We start from the raw sequence: 21,055 nt of genomic DNA, 5'->3' as shown, positions 1-21,055 counted from the left end.
AGAGCCGGGGTCAGATATGTTTTTCCGACACCGGTATCACCCGTCGCTCCTTCACCGCCTTGAAGGAAAAGCTCGAGTAGATCTCCTTTACACCCGGTAGTGACTGCAACACCTCGCGGGTGAATTCGCCGAACGATTCCAGATCGCGTGCGAGGATTTCCAGCAGAAAGTCATAGCGCCCGGAGATGTTGTGGCAGGCGACGATCTCTGGAATTTCCATGAGCCGTTGCTCAAAGGCGCGAGCCATGTCCTTGGTGTGCGAGTCCATCATGATGCTCACGAACGCGGTCACGCCAAACCCCAGGGCCTTGGGCGAGAGGATGGCCTGGTAGCCGGTGATGTAGCCGCTCTCTTCCAGCAGTTTGACCCGCCGCCAGCAGGGGGAGGTGGTCAGTGAGACGCTGTCGGCCAGCTCGGCGACAGTGAGCCGGGCATTGTCTTGCAAGGCCCCCAGCAGGGCACGGTCGGTACGGTCGATGGCGTTAGGCATGATGTGCCCTCCAAGGTCTTTTATTGTTGTTTTTATGCCAATAATTGCCGAGAAAGCTGGGCTTATTTGGAAAAATATCAGCACTTGAGTGGCATAAGCTTATAGCAAACCATAAGAGGCATGTTGCCATGCGCGACTCCAACAATAAATCCGGTTTTTCTACGCGTGCCATTCATCATGGTTACGATCCGTTGGCGCACAACGGCGCACTGGTGCCGCCGATCTACCAGACCGCCACGTTCGCATTTCCGACGGTTGAGTACGGTGCAGCGTGCTTTGCGGGGGAAGAGGCTGGGTACTTCTACAGCCGTATTTCCAACCCTACCCTGGCCTTGCTAGAGGCGCGCATGGCTTCGCTGGAAGGTGGCGAGGCCGGGCTGGCGCTGGCGTCGGGCATGGGTGCGATTACCTCCACGTTATGGACCTTGCTGCGTCCTGGCGACGAAATCCTGTTGGGGCGTACCCTCTACGGCTGCACTTTCGCGTTCTTGCACCACGGCATTGGCGAGTTCGGTGTCACCTCGCGGCATGTCGATATGAGTGACCTGCAAGCGCTCGAAAACGCGATCACTCCGGCCACGCGGGTGATCTACTTCGAGTCACCGGCCAACCCGAACATGCAACTGACAGACATCGCCGCCGTGGCGAAAATCGCCCATCAGCACGGCATCATCGTCGTGGTCGACAACACCTACTGCACGCCGTATCTGCAGCGTCCACTGGAGCTGGGCGCGGATCTGGTGGTGCATTCGGCAACCAAATACCTCAGTGGTCACGGTGATATCACCGCTGGCCTGGTCATCGGCAGCAAGGCGCTGGTTGACCGTATTCGCCTGGAAGGCCTCAAGGACATGACCGGCGCTGTCCTCTCGCCGCATGATGCCTCGCTGCTGATGCGCGGCCTGAAGACGCTCACGCTGCGTATGGAGCGCCACTGCAGCAATGCGCAGGCCATCGCCGAATTCCTCGCCGAACAAGCGCAGGTGGAGTTGATCAACTACCCCGGCTTGCCAGGTTTTTCCCAATACGAACTGGCACAGCGGCAAATGCGCTTGCCGGGCGGGATGATTGCCTTTGAACTCAAGGGTGGCATTGCCGCCGGTCGGCGTTTCATGAATGCCCTGCAGTTGTTCAGCCGTGCCGTCAGTCTGGGCGATGCCGAATCGCTGGCCCAACACCCGGCGAGCATGACCCATTCCAGCTATACCCCGCAGGAGAGGGCTCAGTACGGCATCTCCGAGGGGTTGGTGCGGTTGTCGGTGGGGCTGGAAGACATCGATGACCTGCTGGCAGACATCGCGCAGGCATTGAAGGCCTGTGCCTGAGCTGACATGGATGAGGTCAATGCGATGGTGGCAATGATGAACCGTGTGCCTGGCGACGGTATGGCAGGGCAGCCTGGACATGACCCGCAGGTCGATCCCGATCCCGGCGAAACGGCCGAGTGGCTGGATGCGCTGGACTCGACCTTGCGGCATTGTGGCCCGGCGCGTGCGCGTTTTTTGCTGGAGCAACTGGAGGCGCACGCCCGTGAGTTGGGCCTAGAGCGCGGTGCTCAGGCGTATTCGGCGTACCGCAATACGTTGTCGGTAGAGCAGCAGGGCGCCTATCCCGGTGACCTGGAAATTGAAGAGCGGATTACCCGTTTGCTGCGCTGGAACGCGTTGGCAATGGTGGTTCGGGCCAACCATGCCTACGGTGATCTGGGTGGGCATATCGCCAGCTACGCTTCGGCCGCCGAAATTTTCGAGGTGGGTTTTCAGCATTTCTTCAAGGGCGGTGAGCCTCAGCACGCCGATCTGGTGTTTTTTCAGCCGCATTCAGCCCCTGGTGTTTACGCCCGGGCGTTCCTTGAAGGGCGACTGAGTGAGGCGCAACTGTCGCGCTATCGGCAGGAGGTCGAGGGGGGCGGCCTGTGTTCTTATCCGCATCCCTGGTTGATGCCGGACTTCTGGCAGTTCCCCACCGGTTCGATGGGAATCGGCCCAATCAGTGCGATTTACCAGGCGCGCTTCATGCGTTATCTGCAGCACCGAGGCTTGGCGGATACGCGTGCTCGGCATGTATGGGGCGTGTTCGGGGACGGTGAAATGGACGAGCCGGAGTCGATTGCCGGGCTGACCCTGGCGGCCCGTGAGCAACTGGATAACCTGACGTTCGTGGTCAACTGCAACTTGCAGCGCCTGGACGGGCCGGTACGGGGCAATGGACAGATTGTCCAGGAGCTGGAAGCCCTGTTCAGCGGTGCTGGCTGGCAGGTGATCAAGGTGCTGTGGGGCTCGGAGTGGGACGCCCTGTTTGCCCGCGACAGCGAGCATGTGTTGTTGCGTCAGCTTGCGGCGACCCCCGACGGGCAATTCCAGACCTTGGGGGCCAATGACGGCGCCTATAATCTTGAGCATTTCTTCAATCAGAGCCCGGCGTTGCAGCAGTTGGTCGCGCACATGAGCTCGGCGGAGATCAATGCCCTGAAGCGCGGTGGCCACGATTTTCGCAAGCTGTATGCCGCCTTCGCTGCAGCCAAGGCCTGTAAGGGGCGGCCAACCGTGATCCTGGCCAAGACCAAGAAGGGCTATGGCATGAGTGCTGCCGGTGAGTCGCGGATGACGGCGCACCAGGCGAAAAAACTCGATGTGCAGGCCCTCTTGGACTATCGCGACCGTTTCCATCTGCCGCTCTCGGATGCCGATGTCGAACAGCTGCGTTTCTACCGTCCACCGGAAGACAGCCCGGAAATACGCTATCTGCAAGCGCGTCGTGCGGCACTGGGGGGCTTTTTGCCAGCGCGTCGCAGTGAGGTTCGGTCGATACCGGTGCCATCGCTGGATGCCAGTGCAGGGTTTGCGCTGCAGGCGGATGGCAAGGAAATGTCTACCACCATGGCGGCGGTTCGCGTACTCAGCGCCTGGTTGAAAGCGCCGGAGCTGGGGCCGCGCATTGTGCCGATCGTGGCGGATGAGGCGCGCACATTCGGCATGGCCAGCCTGTTCCGGCAGATCGGTATCTACTCGCCGCAGGGGCAGCGCTACGAGCCGGAAGATGCCGGTTCACTGTTGTTCTACAAGGAAGCGCAAGACGGTCAGTTGTTGGAAGAGGGCATTACCGAAGCTGGGGCGCTGTCCTCCTGGGTTGCGGCTGCCACGTCGTATGCGGTGCACGGCGAACCGATGCTGCCTGTGTATATCTACTACTCGATGTTCGGCTTCCAGCGGGTGGGCGACCTGATCTGGGCCGCCGCCGACCAGCGTGCCCGGGGCATCCTGCTGGGGGCTACCGCCGGGCGTACCACGCTCGGCGGTGAAGGCCTGCAGCATCAGGATGGTTCCAGCTTGGTGATGGCGTCCATGGTGCCCAATTGCCGGGCCTGGGAGCCATGCTTCGCGGGTGAGTTGGCGGTCATTCTGGAGCATGCTGCGCGGCGGATGCTCGGCGAACAGTGCGACGAGTTCCACTACATCGCCGTGATGAACGAAAACTATCCACAGCCCTCGCTGCCCGAGGCCGCTCATGCAGGGGTGCTGCGAGGTATGTACCGGTTCACTGAGCACTCGCTGGAGCGCGCCGCGGGGCGCGTACGTCTGCTGGGCTCCGGGGCGATTCTGCGAGAGGTGATTGCCGCCAGTGAACTGCTGGCGAACGAGTGGCAGGTTGAAAGTGAAGTGTTCAGTGTCACCAGCTTCAGTGAGCTGGCTCGCGATGCGCGCGATGCACAACGTGCTGGCCGTTGCGCGAAGGCAGGGGTAGCGGCCAGTTACGTCCAGCAGTGTTTGGGGGGGAGCGCGCCGATCGTCGCTGCCAGTGATTATGTGCGGGCCTGGCCGCAGTTGATTGCCGAGTACCTGTCGGCGCCTTATGTCACCTTGGGCACTGACGGTTTCGGTCGCAGTGATACGCGGCAGCAGTTACGTCGGTTCTTTGAGGTCGACCGCTTCAGCATTGTCCTGGCTAGCCTGCATAGCCTGGTGCAGAACGGGTCGTTGGCACCGAGTGTGCTGGAGCAGGCCGTAGCGCGGTATCCCGTCTGCAGCGAGACGGCGCCATGGTATAGCTGATGTGGGATGCGGGCCTGCCTGCGATGGCGCCGGCGGGGTGCCCGTGAGTTCGCGGCGTTTGTATCGCGGGCAAGCCCGGCTCCCACAGGCTGGCACGGGCTCTGTTGGAGCAGGCTTGCCTGCGATGGCCTCGGTCAGTTGCGCTTGAGCCCGTAATGCTCGTCGAGCATGCCTGGGGCGTTTGGCGTCTTCGGTGCGTAGTCTTTCGGTGCTTCCTGATCGCGAGGAGGCGTCAGGCGCTCGCGAGGTGCCTGTGGTGTCTCGGCGTGCAGCGAGGCCAGCAGGCGTTGACGGGTGAGTTCGTCCAGGGCCAGGCGGTTGGCGCCTTCGGCCAGGTGGTCCTGAACATCCTGATAGCTTTGCGTGAGCTTTTTAACCAGCGCCGCAGTGCTGTTGAAGTGGGTGACCACTTCGTTCTGATAACTGTCGAAGCGTTCCTGGATGTCGTCCAGTTGCCGCTGGGTGCTGCTCGGCGCGGCATTGGGCAGCAGGCGGGCGACCAGGAAACCAACGACGACACCTACTGCCAGGGCCAGGGTCGGCAACAACCAAACTAAGAGCGAGAGTTCCACGAGTCCTTCCTCTATAAACGGCTTTGCTTTACGTTAACGGCTCGGACCTGCGCTGTATACCGCGAACTATCGCAAATATCTCAGACAGAATCATTCAGCTAGACGAGTCGACCCTTTCCGAGGTCACGGAGTTCTTCCTTGCTTATCCGCGAAACCCCCGTATTCATCGATGGCCCGGTTGGCCAGCTCGAAGCCTTGTACCTCGATGTGGCCGACGCCCGTGGCGTGGCCTTGCTCTGCCACCCTAACCCCGTTCAGGGCGGTACCATGCTCAACAAGGTGGTTTCCACCTTGCAGCGTACGGCGCGTGATGCGGGCTACATCACTGTGCGCTTCAATTATCGCGGCGTCGGTGCCAGCGCTGGCAGCCATGATATGGGCAGTGGTGAAGTCGATGACGCTCAGGCGGTGGCCGCCTGGGTGCGTGAGAAACATCCCGAACTGCCATTGACGCTGTTTGGCTTCTCGTTCGGTGGCTTTGTTGCGGCCAGCCTTGGCGGTCGTCTGGAGGCTGCTGGTGTGCCGCTGGCCCGGCTGTTCATGGTGGCACCGGCGGTCATGCGCCTGAGCGCCAATGACGTGTTGCCGCAGGGCTGCCCGCTGATCGTGATTCAGCCGGATACCGATGAAGTGGTTGCGCCGCAATTGGTCTATGACTGGTCTGCTGCACTGTCGCGCCCCCATGAGCTGCTGAAAGTGGCAGAATGCGGACACTTTTTTCATGGCAAGCTGACCGACCTCAAGGATCTGGTGCTGCCGCGCCTTTCGAACTGATACAAGCCTGATAAGCGATTACCCATGACCACTCGTATCCTTACCGGTATCACCACCACGGGCACGCCCCACCTGGGCAACTACGCCGGTGCCATCCGCCCGGCGATCCTGGCCAGCCGCCAGGACAATGTCGACTCGTTCTACTTTCTGGCCGACTACCACGCCCTGATCAAGTGCGATGACCCGCAGCGCATCCAGCGCTCGCGCCTCGAAATCGCGGCGACCTGGCTGGCCGGTGGTCTGGATCCTGAGCGGGTCACGTTCTACCGTCAGTCCGATATTCCTGAAATTCCAGAGCTGACCTGGCTGCTGACCTGTGTCGCAGCCAAGGGCCTGCTCAACCGCGCCCATGCCTACAAAGCGTCCGTGGACAAGAACCTGGAAAACGGTGAAGACCCGGATGCGGGCATCAGCATGGGCCTGTACAGCTACCCGGTGCTGATGGCTGCCGACATCCTGATGTTCAACGCGCACAAGGTGCCGGTGGGTCGTGACCAGATTCAACACGTGGAAATGGCGCGTGATATCGGTCAGCGTTTCAACCACCTGTTCGGTCAGGGCAAGGAGTTCTTTGTCATGCCCGAAGCCCTGATCGAGGAGAGCGTGGCGACCCTGCCAGGCCTCGACGGGCGCAAGATGTCCAAGAGCTACGACAACACCATCCCGCTTTTCAGCAGTGCCAAGGAAATGAAGGACGCGATCTCGCGCATCGTCACCGACTCGCGTGCACCAGGGGAAGCGAAGGATCCGGACAACGCCCACCTGTTCACCCTGTTCCAGGCATTCGCTACGCCGGACCAGGCGGCAGAGTTCCGCACTGAGTTGCTGCAGGGCTTGGGCTGGGGCGAGGCCAAGCAGCGCCTGTTCCAGTTGCTCGATGGCCAGTTGAGCGAGGCGCGTGAACGCTACCATCAGTTGATCGCGCGACCTGCTGACCTGGAAGACATCCTCCTGGCTGGTGCACAGAAGGCACGTAAGGTTGCTACGCCGTTCCTTGAGCAACTGCGTGAAGCGGTTGGCTTGCGCTCGTTCCGCAACATCGTGCAGGGGCCTGTCGAGGTCAAGAAAAAGGCTGCCAAGGCAGCGCGCTTCGTCAGTTTCCGTGAAGATGACGGCAGCTTCCGTTTCCGTCTGCTGGCCGCTGATGGTGAGCAACTGCTGCTGTCGCGTAACTTTGCCGACGGCAAGACTGCCGGTGCCGTGACCAAGCAACTGCAGCAGGGGCAAGCACTGGATGTACGCAGTGAAGGCCTGGGCTTCAGCCTCTGGCTGGAAGGCGAATGTGTCGCCGATGGCCCGCAGTTCAGCGACGGGGCGGCTCGCGATGCGGCCATTGAGAGCTTGCGCGTGGCCTTGCAGCCACAACAGGACTAAACAGGCTATCGGAAGTCTGATTGCCAATAACCGGGGCCGTCGCTACAGTGACGGCCCGCTTTTGTTGCCTTGCTAACGAATTATGACGCCCCTAGAACGATATCAAGCAGATCTGAAACGTCCCGAATTCTTCCATGACGCGGCGCAGGAAACAGCGGTGCGTCACCTCCAGCGCCTGTACGACGATTTGATCGCGGCGCAGAACAGCAAGCCAGGCGTGTTTGGCAAACTGTTTGGCAAGAAAGAGCAGGTACCTGTCAAAGGCCTGTATTTCTGGGGTGGGGTAGGGCGGGGCAAGACCTACCTGGTCGATACCTTCTTCGAGGCGCTACCGTTCAAGCAGAAGGTGCGTACGCACTTCCACCGCTTCATGAAGCGTGTCCACGAGGAAATGAAAACCCTCAAGGGCGAGAAAAACCCGCTGACGATCATTGCCAAGCGTTTCTCTGAAGAGGCGCGGGTGATCTGCTTCGACGAGTTCTTCGTTTCCGACATTACCGACGCGATGATCCTCGGTACCCTGATGGAAGAACTGTTCAAGAACGGCGTTACGCTGGTAGCAACGTCCAACATCGTCCCTGATGGTCTGTACAAGGACGGTCTGCAGCGTGCGCGCTTCCTCCCGGCCATTGCCCTGATCAAGCAGAACACCGAGATCGTCAACGTCGACAGTGGCGTCGACTACCGTCTGCGTCACCTGGAGCAGGCCGAGCTGTTCCATTACCCACTCGATGAGGCCGCTCACGAGAGCCTGCGCAAGAGTTTCCGCGCCCTGACGCCGGAATGCACCCAGGCTGTTGAGAATGACGTGCTGGTCATCGAGAACCGCGAAATTCGTGCGTTGCGTACCTGTGACGACGTGGCCTGGTTCGACTTCCGCGAACTGTGTGATGGGCCGCGTAGCCAGAACGATTACATCGAGTTGGGCAAGATCTTCCATGCCGTGCTGCTCAGTGGTGTCGAGCAGATGGGCGTGGCGACCGACGATATCGCTCGTCGCTTCATCAACATGGTCGATGAGTTCTATGACCGGAACGTGAAGCTGATCATCTCTGCCGAGGTCGAACTGAAGGACCTGTATACCGGCGGGCGCTTGAGTTTCGAGTTCCAGCGTACCCTGAGCCGCTTGCTTGAGATGCAGTCCCACGAGTTCCTGGCGCGGGCGCATCGTCCTTAAGCAGCGTCATGCCCATGGCTGGCAAAGCCTGCCCTCGCGCTGAGCACCCTGTGCTGCGCGAGGCAGGCCTGCCTGTGATGCGGTCGCTCAAGCTTCTTGCATGAACTGCTGGCGGTACTGGTTTGGTGACAGTGCCGTGTGCTGGCGGAACAGTCGTGCGAAGAAGCTCGCATCGTCATACCCCACCTCATAGCTGATCGTCTTGATGCTCTTGCGCGTACCGGACAGCAAGCCCTTGGCTGTTTCGATCCGCAAACGCTGCAGATAGTGCAGCGGCTTGTCACCCGTGGCGCCCTGGAAGCGACGCATGAAATTGCGAATGCTCATGCCGTGGTTGCGGGCCACGTCCTCAAAGCGAAACTTGTCAGCGAAGTGTTCTTCGAGCCATTGCTGGATTTGCAGGATGATCAGGTCCTGATGCAGTTTCTGCCCGCCAAAACCCATGCGTCCCGGCGTGTAGCTGCGCTGTACTTCATAAAGGATGTCGCGGGACACTGCCTGGGCCACGCTGGCGCCGCAGAAGCGTTCGATCAGGTAGATGTAGAGATCGCAGGCTGAGGTAGGGCCGCCTGCGCAGTACAGGTTGTCGGCATCGGTCAGGTGCTTGTCCTGGTTGAGGCTGACCTTGGGGAAGCGTTCGGCGAAGGTGTTGAAAAAACGCCAGTAGGTGGTGGCCTCCTTGCCGTCGAGCAGCCCGGCCTCGGCCAGCCAGAACACGCCGCTGGCTTCACCGCAGAGGACAGCGCCAGCAGCATGTTGCTCACGTAGCCAGGGCAGGATCTGCGGGTAGCGCTGACACAGGGCATCGAAGTCATCCCAGAACGCCGGCAGGATGATGATATCGGCCTGTTCCAGGCCACCGTCTACCGGTATCAGCACATCGCTAAAGCTGTTCACGGGGTTGCCGTCGGGGCTGACCAGGCGTGTTTCAAACATGGGTTTGAGGCCCAGTCCCAGTTGCTTGCTATACCGCAGGCTGGCCAGATGGAAGAAGTCCTTGGCCTGCATCAGGGTTGAAGCGAACACCTTGTCGATGGCCAGAATGCTGACGCGCCGCAGCGACGCGGAGGGTTGGGTAAAGATCATTTCGTTATTCTTATAGGGGAAAGTGGTCAATCACCGGCTGGATCGTCTTATTTTTTGCCGGTGATGTCTACCCTGCGTACCCGCGTTTGCCGCGGGTACGCTACTGCCCTTCAAGGTGCAGGGTTGGGTTGGTCCTGATGGATGGCTTCGATGCTGGCCAGCAGCTCATCACTCAGCTTGAGTTCAAGGCTGCCGAGGTTGCTCTCCAGTTGTTCCAGTGACGTGGCGCCAATGATGTTGCTGGTGACAAAGGGCTGCTGGGTGACGAACGCCAAGGCCATTTGTGCCGGGTCCAGGCCATGCTCGCGGGCCAGCGTCACATAACGGCTGCAGGCCGCTACGGTCTGTGGGTTGGAGTAGCGAGAGAAGCGGCTGAACAGCGTCAGGCGGCCCTTGGCGGGGCGCGCACCGTTCTCGTATTTGCCCGAGAGCATGCCAAAGGCCAGTGGCGAATAGGCCAGCAAGCCGCACTGTTCGCGGATGGCAATTTCCGCCAGGCCGACTTCAAAGCTGCGGTTGAGCAGGTTGTAGGGGTTCTGTATCGATACAGCCCTCGACCAGCCGCGGCTTTCTGCCAGTTGCAGGAACTTCATGGTGCCCCACGGGGTTTCGTTGGACAGGCCGATGTGGCGGATCTTGCCGGCCTTGACCTGCTCGTCGAGGACTTCCAGGGTTTCTTCCAGCGGGGTGAAGTGATCATGAGGCAGGTGCTGGTAGCCCAGCTTGCCGAAAAAGTTGGTGCTGCGCTCTGGCCAGTGCAGTTGGTAAAGGTCGATCCAGTCGGTCTGCAGGCGCTTGAGGCTGTCGTCGAGTGCAGCAACGATGTGTTGGCGGTTGTGTTTCAGCTGGCCGTCGCGAATGTGGCTGATGCCATTGCCTGGGCCGGCCACCTTGCTGGCGAGAACCCAGTCGGCGCGGTCACCGTGCTGCTTGAACCAATTGCCGATGATTTGCTCGGTGGCGGCATAGGTTTCCGGGCGTGGGGGCACGGGGTACATTTCTGCCGTGTCGATGAAGTTGATGCCGGCTGCCTTGGCTCGCTCGATCTGGGCGAAGGCTTCGGCCTGGCTGTTCTGCTCGCCCCAGGTCATGGTGCCCAGGCACAGGGCGCTTACGTTCAGGTCACTGCGGCCCAGTTGACGGTAGTCCATTTGCATCTCCCAAGGCAAAAGAAGCATAAAAGCAGGTTGAATTTTTTTTCGCAATCTGGATAATTCAGCCCCTCTCTGTGCTGCGGAAGTGATGCCCCGCGTACCGAAGAACCCTGCCGAATATTGGACGCGCTGACCCGAGCCCCCGATAGCGTCCGTGTGCGGCTGTGTCCTTGACTTGTCAAGGTGCGCACTATCCAGTAAGATCTGCCGTCTTATTTTCGCTGGGCGGCCTCTGAGGCTATAAAGAATGAAAACTTTTACTGCTAAACCGGAAACAGTAAAGCGCGACTGGTTCGTAGTTGACGCCGCTGGTCAGACCCTGGGTCGTCTGGCTACCGAAATCGCTAGCCGTCTGCGTGGCAAGCACAAACCAGAATACACCCCTCACGTTGACACCGGCGACTACATCGTCGTTATCAATGCCGAGCAGGTGCGTGTGACTGGCGCCAAAACTTCGGACAAAATGTACTACTCCCACTCCGGCTTCCCGGGCGGTATCAAGGAAATCAACTTCGAGAAGTTGATCGCCAAGGCCCCAGAGCGCGTGATCGAGACCGCGGTTAAAGGCATGCTGCCTAAGAACCCACTGGGTCGCGACATGTACCGTAAGCTGAAAGTCTATGCGGGCGCTACTCACCCTCATACTGCTCAGCAGCCCCAAGAACTGAAGATTTAACGGAATAGTTCATTATGTCGGCGACTCAAAATTACGGCACTGGCCGTCGCAAGACCGCAACCGCTCGCGTTTTCCTGCGTCCGGGCACTGGCAACATCTCCATCAACAACCGTTCTCTCGAGACGTTCTTCGGTCGTGAAACCGCGCGCATGGTCGTTCGCCAGCCGCTGGAACTGACTGAAACTACCGAGAAGTTCGACATCTACGTCACCGTTATCGGTGGTGGTGTCAGCGGTCAAGCCGGTGCTATCCGTCACGGTATCACTCGCGCTCTGATGGACTACGACGAAACCCTGCGTAGCGCTCTGCGTCGCGCTGGCTACGTCACCCGCGATGCTCGTGAAGTCGAGCGTAAGAAAGTGGGTCTGCGTAAAGCACGTAAGCGTCCGCAATACTCGAAGCGTTAATTCGCTACAGTATTCAAAAAAAGCCCAGTTCCAGGTGGAACTGGGCTTTTTTTATGTCTTGAATACATGAGTCGGACTTTGGTGTGACAACTTGCCGCATAGATGCAAGTCAAGCACTGCAAGGGGTCCAAGGTTTTGGCCGGGCTAATCACCTTGTCAGAGCAGGGTCTTTTAATTACCATTCGGCAAATTTTTACGCAGTTCAGAAATTATTTAGTAGATGCCTGTTGCAACAGGCCACAAAGCTGATGGGAGAGGACTGAATGAGCAATGACGGCGTCAATGCAGGCCGGCGTCGCTTCCTAGTAGCAGCCACGTCTGTGGTAGGTGCTGCTGGAGCGGTGGGGGCTGCGGTCCCGTTCGTGGGGTCATGGTTCCCCAGTGCCAAGGCGAAAGCCGCAGGTGCACCGGTGAAAGTCAATATCGCCAAGATCGAGCCAGGTCAGCAGCTAATCGCTGAGTGGCGCGGCCAGCCCGTGTTCGTCGTTCGCCGTACAGAAGAAATTCTGGGCAACCTGAAAAAGATTGCCGGCGACCTCTCTGACCCTGAATCCAAGGCATCGGTTCAGCCGGCTTACGTCGATCCGTCGAATCGTTCGATCAAGCCTGAAATTCTTGTGCTGGTTGGCCTTTGCACGCATTTGGGTTGCTCCCCGACGTTCCGCCCAGAAGTGGCGCCGGTCGATCTGGGGCCGAAGTGGGTGGGTGGCTATTTCTGCCCTTGCCACGGCTCCCACTACGATTTGGCGGGTCGGGTCTACAAGTCTCAGCCAGCGCCGCTCAATCTGCCGGTGCCGCCGTACTCTTATGAGTCGGACGACATCATTGTCGTCGGTGTCGATCAGGAGAAAGCGTGATGAGTAAGTTCATGGATTGGGTTGATGCGCGCTTCCCCGCGACCAAGATGTGGGAAGACCATCTCAGCAAGTACTACGCACCGAAGAACTTCAACTTCTTCTATTTCTTTGGCTCCCTGGCGCTGCTGGTGCTGGTTAACCAGATCGTCACGGGCGTCTGGCTGACCATGAGCTTCACGCCGTCGGCGGAAGAGGCCTTCGCCTCCGTCGAATACATCATGCGTGACGTTGAATACGGCTGGGTGCTGCGTTACCTGCACTCTACCGGTGCATCGGCGTTTTTCGTCGTTGTCTATCTGCACATGTTCCGCGGTTTGCTCTACGGCTCTTACCAGAAGCCGCGTGAGCTGGTGTGGATCTTCGGTATGCTGATCTACCTGGCGCTGATGGCCGAGGCCTTCATGGGTTACCTGCTGCCGTGGGGCCAGATGTCCTACTGGGGTGCTCAGGTGATCATCTCGCTGTTCGGTGCGATCCCGGTCATCGGTGATGACCTCACCCAATGGATTCGTGGTGACTACCTGATCTCCGGTATTACCCTGAACCGCTTCTTCGCCTTGCACGTGATTGCCCTGCCAATCGTGATTCTGGGTCTGGTAGTGCTGCACATTCTGGCGCTGCACGAAGTAGGTTCGAACAACCCGGATGGTGTCGACATCAAGAAGCTGAAAGATGAGAACGGTGTTCCGCTCGACGGCATTCCTTTCCATCCGTACTACACCGTCAAGGATATCGTCGGTGTCGTGGTCTTCCTGTTCGTCTTCTGTCTGATCGTGTTCTTCTTCCCGGAAATGGGCGGTTACTTCCTCGAGAAGCCGAACTTCGAGCAGGCGAACGCCTTCAAGACACCTGCGCACATTGCGCCTGTATGGTACTTCACGCCGTTCTACGCGATTCTGCGTGCCGTCCCTGACAAGCTGCTTGGTGTCGTAGCCATGGGTGCCGCCATTGCCGTGCTGTTCGTGCTGCCTTGGCTTGACCGTAGCCCGGTCAAATCGATGCGCTACAAAGGCTGGCTGAGCAAGATCTGGCTGGTGGTGTTCTGCATTTCGTTCGTGATCCTGGGCGTGCTGGGTGTTCTGGCGCCGACTCCGGGTCGTACCTTACTGTCGCAGGTATGTACCTTCCTGTACTTCGCCTACTTCATTCTGATGCCGTTCTATACCAGGCTCGAGAAGACCAAACCGGTTCCGGAAAGGGTGACTGGCTGATGAAAAAGCTATTTGCAGTATTGATTCTGGCAGTGATGCCTTCGTTGACCTTTGCTGCCGGTGGTGAAACCGTCGAGCTGCAGAAGGTTGATATCGATCTGACTGACAAGGCCGCTCTGCAGGACGGTGCACGCACTTTTGCAAACTATTGCATGGGTTGCCACGGCGCCAAGTTCCAGCGTTACGAGCGCGTTGCCGATGACCTCGGTATCCCGCACGAGCTGATGCTCGAGAAGCTGGTGTTCACCGGTGCCAAGATCGGTGATCACATGAAAGTCGGCATGCAGCCCAACGATGCCAAGGCCTGGTTCGGCGCCGCGCCGCCTGACCTGACCCTGGTTGCCCGGGTGCGTGGTACTGACTGGCTCTACAGCTACCTGCATGGCTTCTATGAGGACAAGGCGCGTCCTTGGGGTGTGAACAACACCGTGTTCCCTAACGTGGGCATGCCTAACGTGCTGGTAGGGTTGCAGGGTCGGCAGGTCATCGGTTGCAAGCAGGTCCAGATCGTCACTGACGGCAAGAAGCAATTCGACCCGCTGACCGGTACGCCGTTGACCCATGAGGCGTGTGACCAGCTGACCATCGTGCCGAAATCCGGTACCCTGAACGAAGAGCAGTTCGACGAGAAGGTCAAGAACCTGGTGACCTTCCTGGCGTACTCGGCCAACCCGGTCAAACTGGAAAGCCAGCGCATCGGTACTTACGTGCTGCTGTACCTGGCCTTCTTCTTCGTATTCGCTTACCTGCTCAAGCGCGAATACTGGAAGGACGTGCACTGATCACGCAGTAGTTTCTGGTAGTTGAACGCGCCCTGGGGCGCCTCTGCAACGCAGGGGTGTCCGCAGGGCGCGTTTGCATTTGTACCATTCATAATTACATTCGCGAGGAGGATCACCATGGGCGTGACCAACCGGTTAGCCTGCTACTCCGACCCCGCTGACCACTATTCTCATCGGGTACGCCTTGTTCTCGCCGAGAAGGGGGTCAGTGTCCAGATCATTGATGTGCCTGCTGGTCAGCAGCCGGCAAAGCTGATTGAAGTGAACCCTTACGGCAGTCTGCCGACACTGGTTGATCGCGATCTGGCGTTGTTTGAGTCGACCGTGGTGATGGAGTACCTCGACGAGCGTTATCCGCACCCGCCCTTGCTGCCGGTGTATCCGGTAGCCCGAGCCAACAGCCGGTTGCTGATACACCGCATCCAGCGCGACTGGTGTGGGTTGGTTGATCTGATTCTTGATCCGCGCAGCAAGGACAGCGCGCGCGCTCAGGCGCGCAAAGAGCTGCGAGAGAGCCTTACCGGCGTTTCTCCGCTGTTTGCTGAAAAACCTTGTTTCTTGAGCGAGGAGCAAAGTCTGGTCGACTGTTGTCTACTGCCCATACTCTGGCGTTTGCCGGTGTTGGGTATTGAATTGCCGCGGCCGGCAAAACCGTTGCTGGACTACATGGAGCGCCAGTTCGCTCGTGAAGCTTTCCAGGCGAGCCTGTCCGCTGCTGAACGTGAAATGCGTTAGGTTTTAAGGAGCCGTTTATGAACTCCAGTCGCCCTTATTTGGTGCGTGCGTTGTATGAGTGGATCGTGGACAACGATTGCACGCCGCATATGCTGGTCAATGCCGAGTACCCGGCGGTACAGGTGCCGCAAGGCTTTGCCAGTGATGGTCAGATCGTCTTGAACATTTCGCCCAGTGCCGTGCGTCATTTGCACATGGATAACGAGGCCGTGAGCTTCGAGGGTCGCTTTGGTGGCGTTGCGCATGCCCTCTACGTGCCCACAGGTGCGATTCTGGGCATTTACGCTCGAGAGAATGGTCAGGGTATGGTGTTCGAGCTTGAGCCGCCTCTGGTGGACGACGACGAGCTTGAGGGGGAGGATGAATCGGGCGATGACACCGACAATCCACCGCCGCGCCCAAGTGGCCGGCCTAGCTTGAAAGTGGTCAAGTAACAAAAAAGGCGATCCAGGTGGATCGCCTTTTTTGTGCGCGATGCCCGGAGTCCGGGCAGTCGATGGTGCGTCAGGCTGTGGATCAGTCGATGTACTCGAACAGCTTGACGATCTTCTGTACCCCGGATACACCCTGAACCAGACTGGTTGCGCGTGCGGCCTCTTGCTGGGTCATGAGGCCGAGGAGGTAGACGATACCGTTCTCGGTGATCACCTTGATGCGCGAACCGGGTATGTTGGCATCGGCCAGCATCTGGGTTTTGATCTTGGTGGTCAGCCAGGTGTCATTGTTGCGGGCGAGCAGCGAAGAGGGCTGGATGACCTGCAGTTCGTTATGCACCTTCTTGACGCGTTGAACCTGGCTTGCGGCCTGTTCGGCGAGGCTCTTGAGGTCGGCGCGGGGGGTCTGGCCCGCCAGCAGCACGATACCGTTGTAGCTGCTTACGACAATGTGCGAATTCTTGTCCAGGTCGGGACTGGCCTTGGCGACGTTCACCGCCACCTTGGTTTCGATCAGTGAGTCGTCAATCTTGCTGCCGAGTGTGCGCGTGCCGCGATCATCCTCGATCGGGGCTTCGCGGCTGGCGCTAATTACCGAGCTGCAACCGGCATTCAGGCCGAGGCACAAGGTCAGGGCCATCAGGCCCAGGCGTTTTGCGGTCATTCTTCACTCCCAAACAATTGGCTGTCGATCAGATCGCAGAGACAGTGGATCGCCAGCAGGTGGACTTCCTGGATGCGTGCGGTGACGTCTGCCGGGACACGAATCTCGACGTCCTCTGGCAGCAACAACGAAGCCATACCGCCCCCGTCGCGCCCAGTCAGAGCTACGACAATCATTTCGCGATCATGTGCGGCCTGGATCGCTTGAATAATGTTTGCCGAGTTGCCGCTGGTCGAAATTGCCAGCAGCACATCGCCGGGTTGGCCAAGGGCACGGATCTGCTTGGAGAACACCTCGTTGTAGCTGTAATCGTTTGCGATCGAGGTGATGGTCGAGCTGTCGGTCGTCAGGGCGATCGCTGGCAGGCTTGGGCGTTCACGTTCGAAGCGGTTCAGCAGTTCCGAGGAAAAGTGCTGGGCGTCGCCGGCCGACCCACCGTTGCCGCATGCGAGCATCTTGCCCTCATTGAGCAGGGCATTGACCATCACCTGGCTGGCTTGCTCGATGTGAGGTGCAAGGACGTCCATCGCCTGTTGCTTGGTGTTGATGCTGGCCTGGAAAAGCTGGCGAATTCGGGATTGCATGTCCATCAGTGTGACCTTAAGTGGGGCGGCTGGCCGGGCGCGTCGGGAAGCCGGATACCCCGGCACATGACTGTGCAGCCCGTGAAGCAAAGAGCAAATTGAGTTCGGTGGGTCAACGATGCCTTGCCAGGCGCTGGCTTAGCATTCGAAGGCATTTTTCAGCCATTCGAGTGCTTGCCCTGCATGGCCGCGACCTTGCAGGGCAATGACATCGAATCGGCAAGGGTGCCTGGCCCATCGTGCTTCCTGTTGCAGAAAATGTTCGGCGGCCAGCGCCAGTTTTTCCTGCTTGCGGGCATCGATACTGCCGAGTGCGCCGCCGAAGCTTGCGTGCAGCCGGTAACGAACTTCGACGAATACTACTGTATCGCTGTCGAGCATGACCAGATCAAGCTCGCCGCGTTTGCATCGCCAGTTCTGCGCCAGCAGGTGCAGACCTTGTCCCTGAAGGTACTGCAAGGCCTGCTGTTCGGCGGCTTGGCCGGCCTTCTGGCGCGAACTGTCGGGCATTAGCGTGGTGTATCGGGCAAGCGTTTGACCTGGCCGGCGGAGAACTCCGCCCAGGGCAGTTGGCGTTCGATGCGCTGGCTCTGGCCCATGCTCAGGCTGCCGGAGAAGCCTTCGATACGGGTGTCTGGCAGTGCCTTGAGCTGGCTCAGGCGCGGCGCGAGGCTGTACGCATCAATACCCATGGCATAAAGGCGACCCAGGCTGCCGCCGGCTTGTGGCCATTGGCGAACGACCTGTTGACGCAGCGAATTGCCGGTATCGAGCAGCCATGGGGTTTCGCAGAAGCGAATGCCGTTCATGTCGTTGTACTGGTTGACGTCGCCTGAGGCGCTGTACAGGTGCGAGGTTGCGTACACGGGTACGTCGCCGGCGTACTGGAAGTTCAGGGTCGGCTTGATTTGCTGGGCCTGCTGCGGGGTGGCAGCGAGGAAAATGAAGTCGATGTCCTGGCGGCGTGACGGTTGTGCCGAAACGTTACCGCCTACCGTGCTCTGCAGGCTCTTCGCGCGGCCTTCGCTTTGGCGCAGTTGGAACAGTTCGGCGATTTGCTGGGCGAGGGCCACAGGCTGGTCGATATGCTCGGCCGCGATCAGGGTGCCGCCTTTGGCTTCCCAGTCCTGACGGAAGGCCTTGAGTACGCGGTCGCCCCATTCGCCACGTGGCACCAGGGCTGCAGCGCGGCGCATGCCATCGGCATGGGCGCGGCGGGACACTTCACGTGCCTCGTCTTCGGCGGCCAGGCCGAACTGGAACAGTTGTGGTGGGTTGCTTTGGCCGACGTCGCTGTAGTTCAGGGCGAGGGTGGTGATAGGCAGTTGGGTGCGGGTGCTCAGTTGTTTGACCAGTGGCTTTTCCAGCGGGCCGATCACCAGTTGTACGCCGGCAGCCTGTGCCTGGCGATAGAAGTCATCCAGGGATGTCAGGCGCGAGCTGTCGAACACCTGGATTGCAGGTGGTTGCTGGCCGGCTTGCTGGGCTTGCAGGTGTGCAGCCATGAAGCCGTCACGCAGGGCACGGGCTACCGATGCCAACTGACCTTCCTGCGGCAGCAGCAGGGCAATTTTGGTCAATGGCTGACTGGCCAGTTGCTTGAGTTTTACCAATGGCAACGGCAGTTGCAGGGCAGCAGGGTGTTCGCTGTGTTGGCCGCGCCAGGTTTCGATGGCGACCTGTTGCTGTTCCAGCGTGCCTGCGTTTTTCACGGCCAGCGCCAGGCTGGCCCAACCGGCCAAGGGGTCGCTACCCATGCTGACGCTCTGCAGTTGCTCGCTCGGCAGGGCGGAAACCAGGCTCCAGATGGCTTCGTGGTTGGCGTTGGCTGCGTTGCCTGTGAGCAATGGTGCCAGTTGAACACGCTCCTGGGCGGCTGCCAGGGTTTGGCCGTCGGCCTCAAGGGCAGCCGCGCGCACGCTGTAGGTGCGTGCCTGTTGCTCCTTCGGCAGTTCGCTCAGGCGGGCCAGGCTAGGGTGGCTCAAGGCGCTTAGTGCAGCTTTGGGCTGATTACGGCCCATCGCCAGTTCGGCGCTCAAGGTGCTGGCAAAGACTTGTTGGGCAGGCTTGAGTGATTCCAGCGGCACCTGCTCAAGAATCTGCGAGGCGCGTGCGTTGTCTTTTTGCGTGTGAGCCAGGTCTGCCGCGCTCAGGCGCAACAGTGCGGCTTTTTCCGGTGTCTTGCTGGTGGCGGCCTGATCGAGCAGTTGCTCGATGCTGGCATCTGGAGTGCGTGGCAGCTCGCCCAGGCTTGATGAGGGCGAACTGGCGCAGGCTGCGAGCAGGGCAGCGAGACAGAGGGCTGAGAGCAGCCGCAGGCTAGCGATCATGTAAATGTCCTGTTACTCGATCAAATTAACCTGCAATTGTACCCAAGCGCTTGCTTGGGTGCGATCTCGCTGGCGCTAAACCTTCACTATAGGTCGCTCAGCTTCGTGCCAGGCAGGTCTTGATTACGCATTGTTGCTGGCGATCGGGCTACAATGGCGCCTTTGATCTCGATGATGGGTGTGTGCTGTGACCGATGTTTCAGGTGCTTCCAATTCCACTGCCGGTACGTTGTATGTAGTGGCCACGCCGATTGGCAATCTGGATGACATCAGTGCGCGCGCCCTGAAGATTCTGAGCAGTGTGGCGCTGATCGCGGCCGAGGACACGCGGCACTCGGTGCGGTTGCTGCAGCACTTCGGGATCAACACGCCCTTGGCGGCGTGTCATGAGCACAATGAGCGTGACGAGGGTAATCGCTTCATTACCCGTTTGCAGGCTGGCGACAGTGTTGCGCTGATTTCCGATGCGGGTACGCCGTTGATTTCCGACCCGGGCTATCACCTGGTCCGGCAGGCGCGCGCAGCGGGTATTGCGGTGGTGCCTGTCCCAGGCGCGTGTGCCTTGATTGCGGCGCTGTCCGCCGCGGGCTTGCCGTCCGATCGTTTCATTTTCGAAGGGTTTCTGCCGGCCAAGGCTGTCGGGCGCAAGGCGCGCCTGAGCCAGCTCAAGGAGGAGCCGCGTACATTGATCTTCTACGAAGCGCCGCATCGAATCCTCGAGTGTTTGCAGGATATGGAGTCGGTGTTTGGTGCTGAGCGCCCGGCACTTCTGGCGCGTGAGTTGACCAAAACGTTCGAGACGCTCAAGGGGTTGCCGCTGGCTGAGTTGCGCGCCTTCGTTGAGTCCGACAGTAATCAGCAGCGCGGAGAGTGCGTGGTGCTGGTTGCCGGTTGGGTGGCACCGGAGGATGAGCAAGCCGTCAGTGCCGAGGCGATGCGTGTGCTCGATCTGCTGCTTGCAGAAATGCCGCTCAAGCGTGCAGCTGCATTGGCTGCGGAAATTACCGGTGTACGCAAGAATGTTTTGTATCAAGTTGCCTTGGAAAAACAGAAAGGCGAGTGATATCACCTGGCCATTCTTTCTATTTAAGCTTGTTCTTGAGCCTTTCAACCGTTAACCTTCGCGGCGGAGAGTCGATTGGACAGTCGCTGCCTTCTTTTGTTCTGCAAAAGAGGGGGGAGGAAAGTCCGGGCTCCATAGGGCAGAGTGCCAGGTAATGCCTGGGGGGCGCGAGCCTACGGAAAGTGCCACAGAAAATAACCGCCTAAGTACTTCGGTACCGGTAAGGGTGAAAAGGTGCGGTAAGAGCGCACCGCACGTCTGGTAACAGTTCGTGGCTAGGTAAACCCCACTCGGAGCAAGACCAAATAGGGTTCCATATGGCGCGGCCCGCGTTGGAACCGGGTAGGTTGCTAAAGGCGTCCAGTGATGGCCGTCGTAGAGGAATGACTGTCCTCGACAGAACCCGGCTTACAGATCGACTCTCCACCTTTTTCCCTCCTCTGCTTGAATCGATAGCAGATTCGCTTTGGTAATACCGAAAAAATCTTACTCTTGAGAAACTACTTTAAGTTCGCACTCCATCCGTTTGAGTGGGCTCGCAATTTATCGTCAAAAATCCCTCCGATAAGTCTCTTCATTATCCAATGTTGCGCTAAATCTCCGATCTGTAAGGGTTTTCCCTATAAGGGTGCC

Annotated in this window: 21 protein-coding genes and 1 other RNA gene; 14 read left to right on the top strand and 8 right to left on the bottom strand. The window is 59.3% G+C overall.

Annotation, left to right across the window (positions count from 1 at the left end; genetic code table 11):
• Positions 1–10: 10 nt before the first annotated feature.
• A complete protein-coding gene (locus tag AB7M23_RS02155; RefSeq protein WP_454240132.1) occupies positions 11–490 on the bottom strand; it encodes an Lrp/AsnC family transcriptional regulator in 480 nt (159 codons plus the stop codon).
• Between the two features lie 128 nt (positions 491–618).
• Between AB7M23_RS02155 and AB7M23_RS02150 the strand changes: the two genes are divergently transcribed.
• Positions 619–1,815 (top strand): methionine gamma-lyase, encoded by a 1,197-nt coding sequence (locus AB7M23_RS02150; protein WP_454240131.1) that lies wholly within the window; start codon positions 619–621, stop codon positions 1,813–1,815.
• A 60-nt stretch (positions 1,816–1,875) separates the two neighbouring features.
• Entirely contained in the window at positions 1,876–4,542 is a 2,667-nt protein-coding gene (gene mdeB, locus AB7M23_RS02145) for an alpha-ketoglutarate dehydrogenase (protein WP_454242142.1), read from the top strand.
• A 134-nt stretch (positions 4,543–4,676) separates the two neighbouring features.
• Here mdeB and AB7M23_RS02140 read toward each other — a convergent pair whose 3' ends face one another.
• Positions 4,677–5,114 carry a YhcB family protein gene (locus AB7M23_RS02140; protein WP_330523015.1) on the bottom strand — a complete coding sequence of 146 codons (438 nt, stop codon included), beginning with the start codon at positions 5,112–5,114 and terminating at the stop codon, positions 4,677–4,679.
• A 138-nt stretch (positions 5,115–5,252) separates the two neighbouring features.
• On the opposite strand from AB7M23_RS02140, the gene AB7M23_RS02135 reads away from it, so the two are divergent.
• From AB7M23_RS02135 to zapE, 3 genes are all read left to right on the top strand, one after another.
• Positions 5,253–5,888, top strand: a complete 636-nt coding sequence (locus AB7M23_RS02135) for an alpha/beta hydrolase (protein ID WP_409278690.1) — start codon at positions 5,253–5,255, stop codon at positions 5,886–5,888.
• A 24-nt stretch (positions 5,889–5,912) separates the two neighbouring features.
• A complete protein-coding gene (locus AB7M23_RS02130) occupies positions 5,913–7,262 on the top strand; it encodes a tryptophan--tRNA ligase (RefSeq protein ID WP_454240130.1) in 1,350 nt (449 codons plus the stop codon).
• 82 nt (positions 7,263–7,344) lie between these two features.
• Positions 7,345–8,439 carry a cell division protein ZapE gene (gene zapE / locus AB7M23_RS02125; RefSeq protein WP_099775729.1) on the top strand — a complete coding sequence of 365 codons (1,095 nt, stop codon included), beginning with the start codon at positions 7,345–7,347 and terminating at the stop codon, positions 8,437–8,439.
• An 87-nt stretch (positions 8,440–8,526) separates the two neighbouring features.
• On the opposite strand, the gene AB7M23_RS02120 is transcribed toward zapE, so the two are convergent.
• The gene (locus tag AB7M23_RS02120) at positions 8,527–9,423 is read right to left on the bottom strand and encodes a GlxA family transcriptional regulator (RefSeq protein ID WP_454242141.1); all 897 of its coding nucleotides are present in this window, start codon (positions 9,421–9,423) and stop codon (positions 8,527–8,529) included.
• A gap of 212 nt (positions 9,424–9,635) precedes the next feature.
• Entirely contained in the window at positions 9,636–10,676 is a 1,041-nt protein-coding gene (locus tag AB7M23_RS02115) for an NADP(H)-dependent aldo-keto reductase (RefSeq protein ID WP_099775728.1), read from the bottom strand.
• Positions 10,677–10,926: 250 nt separating this feature from the next.
• On the opposite strand from AB7M23_RS02115, the gene rplM reads away from it, so the two are divergent.
• From rplM to AB7M23_RS02080, 7 genes are all read left to right on the top strand, one after another.
• Positions 10,927–11,355 (top strand): 50S ribosomal protein L13, encoded by a 429-nt coding sequence (gene rplM / locus AB7M23_RS02110; RefSeq protein WP_009404632.1) that lies wholly within the window; start codon positions 10,927–10,929, stop codon positions 11,353–11,355.
• A 14-nt stretch (positions 11,356–11,369) separates the two neighbouring features.
• Positions 11,370–11,762 (top strand): 30S ribosomal protein S9, encoded by a 393-nt coding sequence (gene rpsI, locus AB7M23_RS02105; RefSeq protein ID WP_065761287.1) that lies wholly within the window; start codon positions 11,370–11,372, stop codon positions 11,760–11,762.
• A 263-nt stretch (positions 11,763–12,025) separates the two neighbouring features.
• On the top strand, positions 12,026–12,619 hold the full coding sequence (gene petA, locus AB7M23_RS02100; protein ID WP_065761951.1) for a ubiquinol-cytochrome c reductase iron-sulfur subunit: 594 nt from the start codon (positions 12,026–12,028) through the stop codon (positions 12,617–12,619).
• Complete coding sequence (locus AB7M23_RS02095) at positions 12,619–13,830, top strand: cytochrome b (protein ID WP_065761950.1); 1,212 nt, start codon at positions 12,619–12,621, stop codon at positions 13,828–13,830. The genes petA and AB7M23_RS02095 overlap by 1 nt, the downstream gene beginning before the upstream one ends.
• Positions 13,830–14,612, top strand: a complete 783-nt coding sequence (locus AB7M23_RS02090) for a cytochrome c1 (RefSeq protein WP_065761949.1) — start codon at positions 13,830–13,832, stop codon at positions 14,610–14,612. The genes AB7M23_RS02095 and AB7M23_RS02090 overlap by 1 nt, the downstream gene beginning before the upstream one ends.
• A gap of 117 nt (positions 14,613–14,729) precedes the next feature.
• Positions 14,730–15,347, top strand: a complete 618-nt coding sequence (locus AB7M23_RS02085; RefSeq protein WP_065761948.1) for a glutathione S-transferase N-terminal domain-containing protein — start codon at positions 14,730–14,732, stop codon at positions 15,345–15,347.
• A gap of 17 nt (positions 15,348–15,364) precedes the next feature.
• Positions 15,365–15,781 carry a ClpXP protease specificity-enhancing factor gene (locus AB7M23_RS02080; protein WP_454240129.1) on the top strand — a complete coding sequence of 139 codons (417 nt, stop codon included), beginning with the start codon at positions 15,365–15,367 and terminating at the stop codon, positions 15,779–15,781.
• An 82-nt stretch (positions 15,782–15,863) separates the two neighbouring features.
• Here the strand turns inward: AB7M23_RS02080 and AB7M23_RS02075 are convergent, their stop codons facing one another.
• The 4 genes from AB7M23_RS02075 to AB7M23_RS02060 form a co-directional block, all read right to left on the bottom strand.
• On the bottom strand, positions 15,864–16,445 hold the full coding sequence (locus AB7M23_RS02075) for a BON domain-containing protein (RefSeq protein WP_065758901.1): 582 nt from the start codon (positions 16,443–16,445) through the stop codon (positions 15,864–15,866).
• Positions 16,442–17,035, bottom strand: coding sequence for a phosphoheptose isomerase (locus AB7M23_RS02070; protein WP_065758902.1), 594 nt, complete (start codon positions 17,033–17,035; stop codon positions 16,442–16,444). The genes AB7M23_RS02075 and AB7M23_RS02070 overlap by 4 nt, the downstream gene beginning before the upstream one ends.
• 132 nt (positions 17,036–17,167) lie before the next feature.
• On the bottom strand, positions 17,168–17,539 hold the full coding sequence (locus AB7M23_RS02065; protein ID WP_065758903.1) for a YraN family protein: 372 nt from the start codon (positions 17,537–17,539) through the stop codon (positions 17,168–17,170).
• Entirely contained in the window at positions 17,539–19,359 is a 1,821-nt protein-coding gene (locus AB7M23_RS02060) for a penicillin-binding protein activator (protein WP_454240128.1), read from the bottom strand. Before AB7M23_RS02060 ends, AB7M23_RS02065 begins: the two co-directional genes overlap by 1 nt.
• 187 nt (positions 19,360–19,546) lie before the next feature.
• Between AB7M23_RS02060 and rsmI the strand changes: the two genes are divergently transcribed.
• Positions 19,547–20,422, top strand: coding sequence for a 16S rRNA (cytidine(1402)-2'-O)-methyltransferase (gene rsmI, locus AB7M23_RS02055; protein ID WP_454240127.1), 876 nt, complete (start codon positions 19,547–19,549; stop codon positions 20,420–20,422).
• A 67-nt stretch (positions 20,423–20,489) separates the two neighbouring features.
• Positions 20,490–20,849, top strand: an RNA gene (rnpB, locus tag AB7M23_RS02050) — RNase P RNA component class A.
• Positions 20,850–21,055 lie beyond the last annotated feature (206 nt).

It is taken from the genome of Pseudomonas sp. HLS-6 TE3448, from assembly GCF_053629555.1.
Note: the sequence above shows the minus strand (reverse complement) of the source record. Positions and strands in the feature narration are given on the sequence as shown.